The 13,927-nt window shown below is 35.7% G+C and carries 12 protein-coding genes, 1 pseudogene and 2 riboswitches; of the genes and pseudogenes, 5 read left to right on the forward strand and 8 right to left on the reverse strand.

The features are described from left to right. Positions 1-205: 205 nt before the first annotated feature. Positions 206-643, forward strand: coding sequence for a CHRD domain-containing protein (locus QGM71_RS19120; RefSeq protein WP_327609169.1), 438 nt, complete (start codon positions 206-208; stop codon positions 641-643). 282 nt (positions 644-925) lie between these two features. Here the strand turns inward: QGM71_RS19120 and QGM71_RS19125 are convergent, their stop codons facing one another. Further along, positions 926-1,465 (reverse strand): dihydrofolate reductase family protein, encoded by a 540-nt coding sequence (locus tag QGM71_RS19125; protein WP_327609170.1) that lies wholly within the window; start codon positions 1,463-1,465, stop codon positions 926-928. A gap of 183 nt (positions 1,466-1,648) precedes the next feature. Here QGM71_RS19125 and QGM71_RS19130 point away from each other — a divergent pair, with 183 nt between their 5' ends. After that, the gene (locus QGM71_RS19130) at positions 1,649-1,999 is read left to right on the forward strand and encodes an IS110 family transposase (protein WP_327609205.1); all 351 of its coding nucleotides are present in this window, start codon (positions 1,649-1,651) and stop codon (positions 1,997-1,999) included. Between the two features lie 101 nt (positions 2,000-2,100). Continuing rightward, on the forward strand, positions 2,101-2,295 hold the full coding sequence (locus tag QGM71_RS19135; protein ID WP_327609171.1) for a hypothetical protein: 195 nt from the start codon (positions 2,101-2,103) through the stop codon (positions 2,293-2,295). Positions 2,296-2,390: 95 nt separating this feature from the next. Here QGM71_RS19135 and QGM71_RS19140 read toward each other — a convergent pair whose 3' ends face one another. Next, on the reverse strand, positions 2,391-3,458 hold the full coding sequence (locus QGM71_RS19140; RefSeq protein WP_327609172.1) for a serine hydrolase domain-containing protein: 1,068 nt from the start codon (positions 3,456-3,458) through the stop codon (positions 2,391-2,393). A 214-nt stretch (positions 3,459-3,672) separates the two neighbouring features. Between QGM71_RS19140 and QGM71_RS19145 the strand changes: the two are divergent. Continuing rightward, a pseudogene (locus tag QGM71_RS19145) lies at positions 3,673-3,759 on the forward strand (MerR family DNA-binding transcriptional regulator); the annotation flags it as partial. 227 nt (positions 3,760-3,986) lie between these two features. On the opposite strand, the gene QGM71_RS19150 reads toward QGM71_RS19145, so the two are convergent. Further along, the gene (locus tag QGM71_RS19150; RefSeq protein ID WP_327609173.1) at positions 3,987-4,709 is read right to left on the reverse strand and encodes a gamma-glutamyl-gamma-aminobutyrate hydrolase family protein; all 723 of its coding nucleotides are present in this window, start codon (positions 4,707-4,709) and stop codon (positions 3,987-3,989) included. 175 nt (positions 4,710-4,884) lie between these two features. Between QGM71_RS19150 and QGM71_RS19155 the strand changes: the two genes are divergently transcribed. After that, positions 4,885-6,060 (forward strand): MFS transporter, encoded by a 1,176-nt coding sequence (locus tag QGM71_RS19155; RefSeq protein WP_327609174.1) that lies wholly within the window; start codon positions 4,885-4,887, stop codon positions 6,058-6,060. Between the two features lie 61 nt (positions 6,061-6,121). On the opposite strand, the gene QGM71_RS19160 is transcribed toward QGM71_RS19155, so the two are convergent. From QGM71_RS19160 to guaA, 5 genes are all read right to left on the reverse strand, one after another. Then, positions 6,122-7,426 (reverse strand): NCS2 family permease, encoded by a 1,305-nt coding sequence (locus QGM71_RS19160; RefSeq protein WP_327609175.1) that lies wholly within the window; start codon positions 7,424-7,426, stop codon positions 6,122-6,124. 859 nt (positions 7,427-8,285) lie between these two features. Further along, a riboswitch (purine riboswitch) is annotated at positions 8,286-8,386 on the reverse strand. Between the two features lie 563 nt (positions 8,387-8,949). Then, positions 8,950-9,891 (reverse strand): hypothetical protein, encoded by a 942-nt coding sequence (locus QGM71_RS19165; RefSeq protein ID WP_327609176.1) that lies wholly within the window; start codon positions 9,889-9,891, stop codon positions 8,950-8,952. Positions 9,892-9,902: 11 nt separating this feature from the next. Continuing rightward, positions 9,903-10,643, reverse strand: coding sequence for a hypothetical protein (locus tag QGM71_RS19170; protein ID WP_327609177.1), 741 nt, complete (start codon positions 10,641-10,643; stop codon positions 9,903-9,905). Positions 10,644-10,662: 19 nt separating this feature from the next. Beyond that, positions 10,663-10,920, reverse strand: a complete 258-nt coding sequence (locus QGM71_RS19175; protein WP_327609178.1) for a helix-turn-helix domain-containing protein — start codon at positions 10,918-10,920, stop codon at positions 10,663-10,665. A gap of 1,105 nt (positions 10,921-12,025) precedes the next feature. After that, positions 12,026-13,561, reverse strand: coding sequence for a glutamine-hydrolyzing GMP synthase (guaA, locus tag QGM71_RS19180; protein ID WP_327609179.1), 1,536 nt, complete (start codon positions 13,559-13,561; stop codon positions 12,026-12,028). A 226-nt stretch (positions 13,562-13,787) separates the two neighbouring features. Further along, a riboswitch (purine riboswitch) is annotated at positions 13,788-13,889 on the reverse strand. Positions 13,890-13,927 lie beyond the last annotated feature (38 nt).

The raw sequence follows: 13,927 nt of genomic DNA on the forward strand, positions 1-13,927 counted from the left end.
ACGACCATATCCTCCCTTATAATTGCTCCATTCCCTCCACCTCTTGAAGTTCTAGGATCAGCTTCGGCTTCTGCCCTTAAGATAAAAAAATCGTCTGTTACTTGAATTTTATAATCTCTTCATTTGCCTCCTTTTTAGCACGTAATCCTCTTACCTATACAAAGTTATTTCGATTTACATACCCTATATTAAGGAGGTGAAATTTATGGAGAGATTTATCGCTAAGTTAAGAGGGGTAAACGAAGTACCTCCAGTAAGGACAGATGCTTTTGGAGTAGCTAAATTTCTCGCTAATAAGGATTGCACAAAAATTAAATTTGAGCTAGAAGTCAACAATATTAGAAATTTTATTCAAGCGCATATTCACTTTGGAGCCCGTGATGAAAATGGACCCGTTCTCGTCTTCCTTTTCGGGGCTGACCTAGCGACTTTAGAAGATCAAAATGGGATAACCACTCGCAGAGGAGTAGTTACAGGAATTATTACAGATAAGGACATCGTTCCTAATGACGCAGGTGTAAAAAATGTCAATGACTTACTCATACTAATGCGAAAAGAATTGACGTATGTAAATGCTCATACCGAACAAAATCCTGGTGGGGAAATTAGAGGGCAAATCATTCCCCTACGCAAAAGATACTAAGTGTCTATTGTGCCTGTTCCCCTCCTCCTAATGGGGGACAGACACTAGATGTGTATTTAGATAAAGTTTGATTATTTGTAAAAAATTGCGATGTTTATAAAAAAGATTGATCAAAATATCAATCATTTATTTATAGAAATGCTGTGAAATGAAGGTTTTCCCAACAGTCATTACGTTCCACCCCACTGATTAGTATATATATCATAATACCAATTCTTACATTCAACTATAGTTCAAAAAGACCGCCATATTGACGATCTTCTTATTGTGTTAAAGCACCGTTTAGTTCAACAAGCATAGATTTTTAACCGTATAATGTAGCTCTACAAACTGATTGAATTTTCTAGTACCCTTTAATGATAGGTCTAGTTGATAATCACCTTCTCTAAATAATGGAATTCCCTTTCCGATTACAGTTGGGGCAACTGTTAGAATAATTTCATCAACTAACTTTTCCTCTACAAAAGATTGTAGCAATTCTCCCCCACCCACAATCCAAATATTTTTTCCCTCTTGGTTTTTAAGTTGGTCTGTAAAACTAGCTATATCTTCATTAATAAAACTTACATCTTCGTTATCCTTAATAGAAGACCTTGTAAAAACATAGCATTCCTTGTTTTTATACGGGAAATCTCCAGTTTCGTGTTTAATTATCCAATCATAAGTTTTTTTGCCAATCAAAACTGTATCAACAGTATCATAAAACTCTGAATAACCATTATCCCCTTCGCCTTCGGAATTAAATAGCCAATCTAAAGACTCATCTTTTGTTGCTATGTATCCGTCCAAACTCGTTGCAATAAACAATACTAACTTTCTCATAATTATAACCATTCCTTTCGCTTCGCTCAGGCACAAAACACACTTACTCGTTTATTGTTGGGCAATCAGTCAATGCTGTGCTATCCCTATATATCTTAGAAAGGAGCTATTCCCTATGGGTCTAAAATTGTTTATCCCATTTGTTGTGGAATCGATGTCCACAAAACCTTTGTTGTTGCGTGTATTGCTTCTACGAACAATAAAGGGGTTACTATTTACAAACGCCGTCGCTTTTCTACCTTCACAAAAGGGCTAAGAGAGCTGTCACAATGGCTTTGTGAAAATGACTGTAAAGATGTTTGTATGGAATCTACCGGGAAATACTGGATTTCCGTGTTTAATGTTTTAGAGGATTCCTGCAACATCACTTTAGCGCATCCTAAATATGTTAAAGCTATACGCGGTAAAAAGACGGATAAGAAGGATGCTAAATGGAATGCTGATTTATTCAAACATGATCTTGTAGCTAGAAGCTTTATGCCTCCACTATCTATTCGACAGTTGCATGATCTGATGCGTTATCGGTTTAACTGACTAATTTTACATCCAGCGAGAAAAATCGATTTCAAAACAGTTTAACCGTTTCTAATATCCAGATTGCATCTGTTGTATCAGATACCTTTGGTAAAAGTTCTATGAAGATCATTGACAAGGTACTAGAAGATCCAACAGATACCGATTTTGATATAGAAACACTCATTCACGGTTCGATGAAAGATAAGATTCCTGATTTAGAGCTTGCTATTGATGGTTTTATCAGGAGTATTGACGGAATGGTTTCAAGAAACATGGTTCTATCATTCCCATTCTCGGTTGTAAAGTTAAGATAAATAATATAAGTTACCTTCTGTTTTTCATGCTAGCAGCACTTATAACAGAACTTGTCGAGCGGCACCCTTTAGTTGCATAAGAAATCGCATTTATTTCATTTAATTTTTGCCAATTGGTTTATTACTTTTATTAACATAAATCTGACACCTTTTCTTTCATAAGAAAAGTCATTAAAAGTACCAATTAAATAGGTATCCATCTTAGGATGATAAAACAAATAGGCTCCTGTGGCACCTGCATGTCCCCAAACATTAAATATTTTTGGCATGAGTAGTGGAACTGTTTTAAACAGCATAATGCCATAACCATATTCAATTCCTACACCATACTTCGCTTTATCATTCATCATTTTCTCAAGCGTTTCCTTTTTCACCAATTGATAGGATACTAACGCTTTCATAAACTTCAACATATCTTCTCCAGTAGATACTACTCCACCGCCTGCATAGTCGAGACCTGCATATCCTTTGTGATTTGTTATATTGTTTTTATTAACATAAAAGTCTGCTAAATGTTGGGTATCTTTGTCTAATGGATTAGAATAGTGTAGCACAGATGAATTCACCATACCAAGGGGCTGATAAATATGTTGTTTCATAGCTACATGAAATGGTAGACCTGTTATTTTTTCTATGATTAACCCTAAAAGATGATAGTTTGTATCGGTATATTTAAAGCCGTTACCTGGAGGAAAATGAGGTTTTTGCTGTTTTTTTGCCCAAGTTATTGCCTCTTCTGGGCTTATAGTAAAGTTTGGATCATTCAGAAGTTTTTCTAGTAATGGACGGAAATTATCATACAAACCAGACGTTTGATTTAGTAGATGTTTAATTTTAATTTCATTCGTATAATCTTTACCTTTATAAACATGAAGGTGTTTGACTAATTCTCGATCTAAATATTTGGTTATACCGTCCTCGAATGATATTTGATCGTTTTCGTATAAAATACTAATCAAAACGGACGTGAATATTTTTCCTACACTTGCCATATATGCTGGCTGTTTTGGATTCATTGACCCTTCTGCGATATGTAAATGGATACCTTTCTTTTCTGAATGAACAAGTAAAAATGCACTCTTTACCTTTTTGTCTTTTTGCACTTGTTTTCTGAATGATTTTTCAATTGAACGGATTACCTTTTCACTTTGTTTTGTTTGCACAGACACCCCTCCATTATTTGATACTAATTTTATTCTATTTACTGCTCGTTAGCTTAATAATATATTTTTATTTTAACATTAAAATCCACATTATTACTTAGAAAATTCCAGATTATTCAAAAGGTTAAATATCCATTGTTATATTTCAATTATATTAGATGACGTTACGTCACCTACAATCTTTATTTTCAGGAGGAATCAAATGAAATGATGGATAATAGGACAGGTATCTAAACAGCGAAATATCTCTGTTCGAACACTTCGTTATTATGATCAGATAAATCTCCTCACACCAAGTTTTTAGGTTTAATTTTTATAAATAAGTTTGATTATTTCAGCAATCCTTATTCCATTAAACTCCCCGTTAGTAGTGTAATCTTTCACAAACTCTGTATTTATTTTAACATAAATACCCATATTCCCTTATATGAATTTACTAAATATTACAACTCACACTTAAGTTCACAATAAAAATACACACGAGATTTCTCTTATGAAAACCCGTGTGCTTTTATATGCACGTTTACTTTAGTTCTTTCTATTCTCTTTACATGCTTCAATAAACCCTTTATAAATCTTCAACGAGGCTTCATCTCCTGAACCAACCATTCCTTCAGGATGCCATTGCACACCAAGTACAAAGGCATGCTCGTTACTCTCTACAGCCTCAATTACCCCATCACTGGCTTTTCCTCCTACTTGAAAAGAGTTAGGGACACGTCGGTTTGCTTGATGATGCAAACTATTTACGCGGATCTTTTCTGATCCTGTTAACTGATGAAGTAAAGAACCCTGTGTAACGTTCACAAAATGCGATCCGTAATCAATCGGCGCCTTTTGCCTATGTTGAAGCAATTGTCCGTCAACTTGAGCATAAATATCCTGATACATATCTCCACCCGCAGCAATATTTAGCGTTTGGCAGCCACGACAGACACCCAAAATCGGTTTACCCATTTCGAGTAATTTTTTCATTAATAGAATCTCGAATGTATCCCGTTCGGGAATTATCGTTCCAAGATTCGGATGCGGCTCTTCGCCGAAAAGTGTTGGATCAATATCATACCCTCCAGTAGCATATAACCCGTCAATTTGAACCGCAATTTGTTCGATATCTTCATCTTTTAGAAGATAGGGCAGGACAATAGGCATTCCTCCTGCTTGGCTGATTGCTTTTACATTATTATTAGTTACCTTGTAATATGATCTATCGACTTCCATTGAAGAAGTAAGTCCAATTACTGGTTTCATATTCAATCTCCCCCTTCAGATAATCAGTATACTTTTCTTAAGTTTAATTGCCCCTGGAACTTCTGTCTACTACAATTAATGCTTCCTAAGTTAACCTCGAGTCCATACAAACAACTCGAAAAATGATATAGTTATTTAATATAACTTAAGGACACCTAGATAGGGGACGAACAAATTGTCAAAAAGTAATTCATTAACACCATTAAAAATGCTGTTATTCAGCTTTCATGCAACAAACACGATTATTCTAAGCTACTTGCCATTATACTTGAAATATAAAGGTCTGAACGGGACGGAAATTGGTTGGGTTTTAGCCATCGGTCCTCTCGCTTCTATATTTGCACAGCCGTTTTGGGGGTATATGAGTGATAAATATAAAACCGTAAAAACTATGATTCAAATCTGTATCATTGGACTTCTAGTCTTTAGTGTAATATTTTTCCAAATGGATACATTAATTGCAATTCTTGTTATGGGTGCCATTTTTTATTTCTTTGTTACGCCTATTGGCGCCCTAGGGGATAGCCTGGCACAACGGCGGGCAGATGACTTAGGTGTGTCTTTTGGGGCAATACGGATGTGGGGTTCTGTCGGTTTCGCAACTTCTTCCTTAATTATAGGAGAAGTGCTGACCAGAGTCGGGATTCAATATATGATTATTCCATTTTTATTCTTCGGATTTATCGCCCTGCTGGTAACCTTCAAGCTTACTGATGTAAAGGTAGAATCAGAACCAGTTAAACTGAGTGATGTTACAGCAATTATTAAAAATAAACCATTTGTTATTTTTCTGTTGTTCATTATGTTCCTTACTATTACCCACCGGGCAAATGATAGCTTTATGGGATTATATATCACACAGCTTGGTGGTAGTGAAGGACTAGTTGGGTTGGCATGGTTTGTAGGTGTTTTAACAGAGGCCCTTGTATTTGCAACTGCAGGCTTCTGGTTTAAGAAATACCACCCATTAGTGTTTATTATTGTCGCAGGAATCATTTACAGCATCCGTTGGTTTCTATACGCGGCGGTGGATAACCCGATGCACATTATCGGCCTTCAATTCATGCATGGATTAACATTTGGCGTATTTTATTTAGCAGCATTTAACTATGTATCCCGGCTAATACCAAAATTACTGCAGTCTACTGGTCACCTTATTTTTTTCGCAACATTTTTTGGATTATCAGGAATCATCGGCTCTCTCGCGGGTGGTGCGCTAATTGATACAGCTGGTGGAGCAACCTTGTACTTCGGAATGGGAAGCCTTGCATTAGTAGGAACGATATTACTGACTATTTATCATATATTGCCATATGGAAAAGAAGTATTTGTTCATAGAAAATCAAAATAAATAAAAGAACTCCATCTTAAAAGGCTGATGCAGATGCATCAGCCTTTTTTAAATCTATAAATTAACTCAAAAACACAAAATACAATACAAAGATTACAAACATGCCGTACATGATCGGATGAATCTCTTTCCTTCGACCTTTTAAAATCATTGTAATTGGGTAGAAAATAAATCCAATTGCAATACCTGTTGCAATACTATACGTTAATGGCATCATGACAATGGTTAAAAATGCTGGTACAGCAATTTCGAATTGATCCCAGTCAATGTTTTTCAATGCGGACGACATCAGTACACCTACAATAACTAATGCAGGTGCAGTTACTTCAGCTGTCACTACACTTAATAACGGTGAGAAAAATAATGCCAGGAGGAAAAACCCTGCTGCCACTACTGCCGTAAACCCAGAACGCCCACCTGCTCCAACACCCGCTGTAGACTCTACGTAAGATGTTGTTGTTGATGTACCAACTGTTGCACCAACTACAGTTGCAGCAGAATCTGCGAATAATGCTTTTCTTGCACGTGGTAATTTATTATCCTTCATCAGCCCTGCTTGTGTAGCCACTGCCACTAAAGTTCCAGCTGTGTCAAAGAAATCAACAAATAGGAAGGTTAAAATAACGACAAGCATTTGCATGGTGAAAATATCTCCAAAGTGAAGGAATGCCTGACCAAAGGTAGGTGCCATACTTGGAACTTCCCCTACAACTCCACCAAGACCTTGAGGCGGATCGATTAACCCCACAATTATCCCCACTACTGCAGTAATAATCATTCCGTAAAAAATACCGCCTTTAATACCTATTGTCAGTAAAACTACCGAGATAATAATACCAAATACAGCCAACAATACAGTAGCCGATGTTAAATCACCAAGAGCTATAAGTGTTGCGTCATTTCCAACAATTATTCCAGCATTTTGAAAACCAATAAATGCGATAAACAGACCGATACCAGCTCCAACAGCCAGTTTTAAATTAGCTGGGATAGCATTAATAATTGTTTCACGAATCCCAGTTAACGTCAAAATGATAAAAATAACACCAGAAGCTAAAACACCAGATAGTGCTGTTTCCCAAGGGATACCATAACCAATAACAACTGTAAATGCAAAAAATGCGTTCAATCCCATACCTGGTGCAAGTACGACCGGGTACTTCGCAATAACTCCCATTAATAAGGAACCGACAGCTGCCGCAATCGCTGTTGCCGCAAATACAGCTTCCTGATCCATTCCTGCCTCACCCAATACAGATGGATTAACGAAAAGAATATATGCCATTGCTAGGAATGTTGTCATTCCAGCCATGAATTCTGTTTTATAGTTTGTACCTAATTCTTCAAAGCGAAAATACTTTTTCATCACTTTCTCTCCTTTGTTTTTACTAGGGATATTTCCTAAAAGAGTGGGACTGTACCTGTACCTGCGATTACTCGGTACAAAAGCATAGCGGCATTTCAATGAAGCATTTTTGCGATTACTCGCCCCACTAAAAATAGCTGTTATTTTGACACAAAACCTATAAAAGACGACGTAACTCTGAAATAGATTGTTAGTTGCCACTACGGAAAATACACTACGCTGGTGTTTTGCTTGTTATAATATTTATCTATTGTTTTAGTGAATAAATACGCGCTATTTGTGATTGTTGATTGGAACGTAGGACAGTCAACCCCTGTGGAAAGCATCAACTGAAGACCCGCAGTAAAGCTTCGGCCGTATTACATCACACGAAGAAAATGCGGATGTATTTTTAGGGCGTCTTGCATTTCCACAGATAGAAGATTAGAAAACCTTCATCAGCGTAGGCAGAATACGTAGACTCCTCGAAAATAAAATCAATTTTCTTCGTGCGAGGGATTTTCGCTGAAGCATTCCTTATCCTATGGGAACAGCACGTGTCCGAAGACCCCGGAAGAAGCGTTCTTTGCTTCTGAGGAGGCTGAGGCCGTGCCCATGGAAAGCAGCGGTCCGTAGCGGAAATCAACATTGCTATTATGTCGCAGTTTATATCAACTGCGAGAATTAAAGGCAACAAAACTGGTGAAAAGAGCCGCCAGCTAAATTCGATGCTTCATTTACCGGACTTTTTGAATTATCTTCTAAAACAAAAAAGAGCCCTTGATCACTTAGACCAAAAGCGCTACCTTAACTATGCAGGAAAAGTAATTAAGAGAAGAGAAGAGAAGCCATTTACTAGACAGCAAACGTGCTACCATTACCTGAATTACTTTATCTGCGTAGTCAGACCATTTACGGCGGTCTGGTAGAAACTTTGGGCCATATCCCCTAAATTATACGCAATTCTATTTAAAATATACTATTATAATAATCCCAAATGGCTAGTATGTCAATAAAATACGAACAATATTATTAAATCCTTTAATATTGTTCGTATTAAGTTGCTTATTTAAGTCAATAGCTCTCTTACTCCCACTCAAAGATTGCAGGTGACTCTAAAACACTGTTATATCCTGACTCCCAATGCTGATTTTTATCAAAGAAAATTTGCTTTAAAATACTTTTCTCCATATATTAAAATTACCACAATGAATAACACCGTGGTAGGGGTAAAATTATATACTTTCTTATCTTTTTTCAAAAAAGCACTCAAAAAATGAGTGCCTTATTGATTGGAAATAGATTTTTACCTTGTTTCGCTGAACAAACAAGCAGAATTTAGTTACAGTTAGTACCATAATACTTGCTTAACATAGTTATTATATTTATAAGTCTAGTTCCTCTATTACATTTTTTATATGAAATGGAATTAATCAAACCTAAAGTAGGTTATCTTTATCACAAATCAGCCGATTTTGTGACATTTTTTACGAATCATAGATATCATTTACTTTTTTAATTTTCATAACAATGAAAGCGAACAATTATTCTGCTGTTTTTGCAATAATTGATTGTGCAAAATCTTTTGCACCTTGTAACAACTTACGACTGTATGCCTTTTTATTACTAGGGTCTTGTTCTGACTTAAACCAACTTCTATTTTTACTAAAAACATCACTAATCTGGTTAGACGAAGAGGGTAATCCTAAAATATCAGTCATTAAGCATTGAACATCTACTACCGAGAAATTTTCCCCCTTACCTTCCATTGTAACAATATAAAGAGTAAGTAACATTTGTTCTTTGAATGTTTTTTGCCTTTTTATTTCTGGATAATTTTTAAGATTTAAATCATCTGCACTAAGAGATGAATATATAGAGGTTTGTTTATTACGTTTCTTCCTCTGACTTGTAGTTTTTGGTTTCTCTTCACTATCTTCTTTTGGTTGATAGTTTTCAACGTATCGCAAACCTTCATCAGTTAACACATATTGTTTTGGAATAGCCTTTTCTGCATTTGAATCATCCATTATAAAACCTTTTTGCGCTAATTGTTTCAGTAATTCACTGTTATTAGAATATTTTGTTCTCCTAGCATCAGTGTAATATTGCTTAACATTTTCTGATGAAAAAGATTTTATTCCATCTTTCTTTTCATAATAATAAGCCGCAATCAATGCAAAATCTTGATCTGACAATTTTCCGAAATTATTTAAGAATGACACTAAGCTTGTCCGTGATAAGTCCTTAGTAGGAGAAATGCTATGTAGCTCCTCTTTACTTTCAGGTTCTAAAAGCGCAGTAGGTTGATTAACTGCTTCAATATATGGTGTTGCTTGAACGTCTCCACGAGTACGTACAATAGCGTCAACGGCAGCAGGAAGTAACGAGTTCAAGAAGATATTCCTTTCGCGTTCTATTGTTTCAGCAGACCCTTCTGCCTCAAATTCAATTTCACCAATCTTAAATTTCACACGATTCTCCACTTCGTCACTCCTTATACTGGTAAACCAGCTTTATTAAATAATTCCTCGAGCATTACACGATAATTAAGCTTTATATCATCAATATCTTTTTTTCCTGCCGTATAAGTAATATTGTGAGCAGAAAAATTTCCGACTTTTCGAAATGTATCAAACTCATTCTTTATACGAGATAACTTTAAAGTATTATTATTCTTCGCATTTTTAACTATTCCATCTAACATTATATATCCTGAACCAGAATTATTTTTTATATCATCATCTATGTTAAGGTGTTGATATGAAAGCACAAGTACTACTTCAAAAAGTCTCCTCATAAGAACTGCACAAGCATCGTAACAATTATGAGCATATGAGTGATTTATCTGTTGTATCAACTTGTCTAAATACTTTCTTTTTCCACAAAACTTTGATTCTTCTAATAACTCACTAGAAGATTCAATGGTTTCTGTATCACTCCATGCACCGTTTAGATTTTTCATCAACTCCTGCAACTTAGTTGGGATAAAACTAAATTTATTGTTATAACTTTTTTCTGATAGAAAAACTTTATCTTTTCCCTTTAATAATTTATCTCTAAGCCGGGAGGAGTTTGGAGCATTATAACCGCATTGCTTCATCAGATTTGATATCAGTGACATTGTAAAAAGAGTCTCACCTGTTTCTTTATAATGATAGAAACAAAGAAGCTTTGCACGCTCTACCTCAGTACAAGTATTCAGTTGTGTTAACTTAATAAAATCCAATAACTGCATCTAATTTTTAACATCCTTTTTATGCTTTTAATTTTTCTAATGCTTTGACAGCTTTTCCTGTGAGAGTATATTTACCTCGAGGACTATTTTGAGTAATGTAGCAATTATCTTTAAGTTCCGCAATAATTGCATTGACTTTGACTTTGCTAAGTTTTAATATATCAGCTATCTCCTGTTGAGACAACTTGACAACATTTTTATCATTAAGTGATATTTGGCGTTCTGCCATACAAGCCAAAACTCTATATTTATCGTTTCCGAAGTATTCTATATTCACTGCGACACCTCTTTACCATATCAGTTTAAATATTATACCATTATAAATAATTTTTCAACATATAATTATCCTTGCAGATTTGTTTAAAATTGTAAAGAATAAGTTGCTTACAATATAAGCAGAAATAAACTTCATATTAAAAACGAGGAAAACAATCTCAGCATTACGGCCAAAAATATCAATAAGTGTCCGCTTTTTTTCATCTAGTTGAGTTTTCACCAGATATGTCATTTGTTAGATAGTAATGACATTAAGCTCCTCAAACATAAGTTGAGGAGTTTATTTAATTGGACAGGCTCTCACTTCCAAAAAAATTAATATTAAATAAGCCGTTATTTTGAAAACTAAGGAAATGTTAGATTTGATTAAAACATCGGAAAACTGATTCTAAAGTGTTTTTAAAATTTTGATAAAACCAATTTTGCATATACTTAAATGCTCGAAATCAAAAAATCTGTTTCATTGATAGATCAATAGCATTCAATTAAAAAAGACTCCCATTCGTGAACGTCTTAAGTCTGTGAATATTGGATTTTTGGAAGTGTATTTTTTAAGATATAAACAAATCTGATTAAGTACAGATATTGCACTGTGATTGCACTTTTTATTTTATTTAATAGGTTTTATATGTTTTGATATTGTCCCAATTTCCCTGATTGTACTGTATATTTGCTTATATGCAGTACAATCAAAACGGAGTGGGAGTAAAAACTTTTCTCATTCCACCTTTATCAATATCCGTCGTGAATCAGCATAAATAATGTTATATTTCATCTTCTACCATTCCAAATCTTAGTCACAACTAAAAAAACTCACTTTTGGCGGAGATAGCCTTCAAAGGTCGCTTAGGTGCACTGATAAATTTATTAATGCTTTATCTCACTTTCAAATAACTAATGTACAAAAAACCCTGATAAATAATGACTTCAAAATAAGTGAGATTATAAAAAAGAGATATTGCTTTTACACAATATCCCTCATTTTTCTCCGTTTCCTTTGGCGGAATTTTGGCGGAGAACCAATTCATTTTTAATTGTTTTATCCATTTTACGTACCATCGAAATGCAGTCAAATCAACGTTTTCACTTCAAATGCTCTTAGTGAATTATTCCCACTCAATCGTTGCAGGCGGCTTACTTGTAATATCATACACGACGCGGTTAATATGCTGTACATCATTGACGATTCGCGTTGAAATTTTTTCTAGAACATCCCATGGAATCCGGGCCCAATCAGATGTCATTCCATCAATGGAAGTTACTGCACGAATACCAATCGTATAATCATACGTACGGGCATCTCCCATTACGCCAACACTTCTGATATTAGGAAGTACCGTGAAATACTGCCAAATATCACGATCCAATCCAGCAGACGCAATTTCCTCACGCAGGATCGCATCAGATTCACGAACGATTGTTAGTTTCTCTTCTGTTACTTCACCCAATACACGAATTGCCAGTCCTGGCCCTGGGAATGGCTGACGCCAAACAACATGTTCAGGTAGTCCTAATTGTGAACCAAGCTCACGTACTTCATCTTTGAAAAGCGTATTCAATGGTTCAATTAACTCAAACTGCATGTTTTCCGGTAATCCACCAACATTATGATGGGATTTTATAGTCTGGGCTGTTTCTGTACCACTTTCAATAATGTCGGTGTAAAGTGTACCCTGTGCAAGGAAATCCATATGTTTCAGTTTTGCTGCTTCATCGTCAAATACATATATAAATTCATTTCCGATGATTTTACGTTTCTGTTCCGGATCATCGACACCTGCAAGCTTGGTTAAGAACCGATCCTTAGCATCTACTTTTATGATGTTCATGTTGAAATCATCAGCAAAGACTTTCATTACATCATCCGCTTCATTCTTTCGAAGTAAGCCATGATCTACAAATATACATGTCAGCTGATCACCGATTGCTTTGTGAATTAGAGCGGCTACTACAGAAGAGTCCACGCCTCCACTTAATGCACAAAGAACATTACGATCTCCAACTTTTTCTTGAAGTTTCTCTACTTCCATGTCGATGAAGTTTTCAATAGTCCATTCCCCATCACTGTTACATACATCAAACACAAATTGTTTTAATAAATGATTCCCGTACTCTGAGTGACGAACTTCTGGATGAAATTGTACCCCGTATAGCTTTTTGTCCGGGTTACTCATTGCTGCAATTGGTGTTGATGGGCTTGTTGCATCCACTTGAAATGATACTGGTGTATCCATAACTTTATCCCCGTGACTCATCCATACTGTTTGGTTAGTAGGCGCATCTTTAAATAGAATCGGATCATCTATAAGGTCAATCAGCGCTTTCCCATATTCCCGGTTTTTTGCTTTCTCTACTTTTCCTCCGTAGTGTAAGGCCATCAGCTGCATACCATAGCAAATACCCAGGATTGGAATGCCCAATTCGAAAATTTCTTTATCACAACGGAAGCTATTTTCGTCATAAACGCTATGCGGGCCCCCTGATAAAATAATGCCTTTTGGCTTCATGCGCTTAATTGCTTCTGCGGTTAATTTATGTGAATGCAGCTCACTATAAACACCAAGCTCTCTGATTCGGCGTGTGATTAATTGATTGTATTGGCTACCAAAGTCTAATACTAAAATCATTTCATTGTTTTCCATGTTTACGCTCCTATCTACTTTTGCACAAATTTGAGTGCAGTGTCCCCGATTTCATGTGGGTGTCGATCGTTTCACGCGCTAGGTCGATTGTTTCACGCACTGCACCATGCTTGTTGACAACTTACTCCTTAGAATTCACTATTTCTATTAAAAAAAACCTGAATTCCATCTTTTTGCAACTATAAAAAGCTACAAAAAGGCAGAAATCCAGGTCAGAAAAATAACCATCCAGATATTCCGCCTTCATAGTCAGAGCATTTACGGTGCTCCGGTAGAAACTTTCGATCCATATTATCGAGGATATACGAACGGCATCACTATAATTTTATTAATATCTTCTTATTCTACTAACCTTACACAGGCAGG

It is taken from the genome of Virgibacillus tibetensis, assembly GCF_036026595.1.
GTDB classification, from domain to species: Bacteria; Bacillota; Bacilli; order Bacillales; family Amphibacillaceae; genus Virgibacillus_P; species Virgibacillus_P tibetensis.

Excerpts from the sequence above, each read along its gene's own strand:
- QGM71_RS19120 (WP_327609169.1), top strand. The coding sequence starts at position 206 with ATGGAGAGATTTATCGCTAAGTTAAGAGGGGTAAACGAAGTACCTCCA.
- QGM71_RS19125 (WP_327609170.1), bottom strand. The coding sequence starts at position 1,465 with ATGAGAAAGTTAGTATTGTTTATTGCAACGAGTTTGGACGGATACATA.
- QGM71_RS19135 (WP_327609171.1), top strand. The coding sequence starts at position 2,101 with ATGAAGATCATTGACAAGGTACTAGAAGATCCAACAGATACCGATTTT.
- QGM71_RS19150 (WP_327609173.1), bottom strand. The coding sequence starts at position 4,709 with ATGAAACCAGTAATTGGACTTACTTCTTCAATGGAAGTCGATAGATCA.
- QGM71_RS19160 (WP_327609175.1), bottom strand. The coding sequence starts at position 7,426 with ATGAAAAAGTATTTTCGCTTTGAAGAATTAGGTACAAACTATAAAACA.
- QGM71_RS19170 (WP_327609177.1), bottom strand. The coding sequence starts at position 10,643 with ATGCAGTTATTGGATTTTATTAAGTTAACACAACTGAATACTTGTACT.
- guaA (WP_327609179.1), bottom strand. The coding sequence starts at position 13,561 with ATGGAAAACAATGAAATGATTTTAGTATTAGACTTTGGTAGCCAATAC.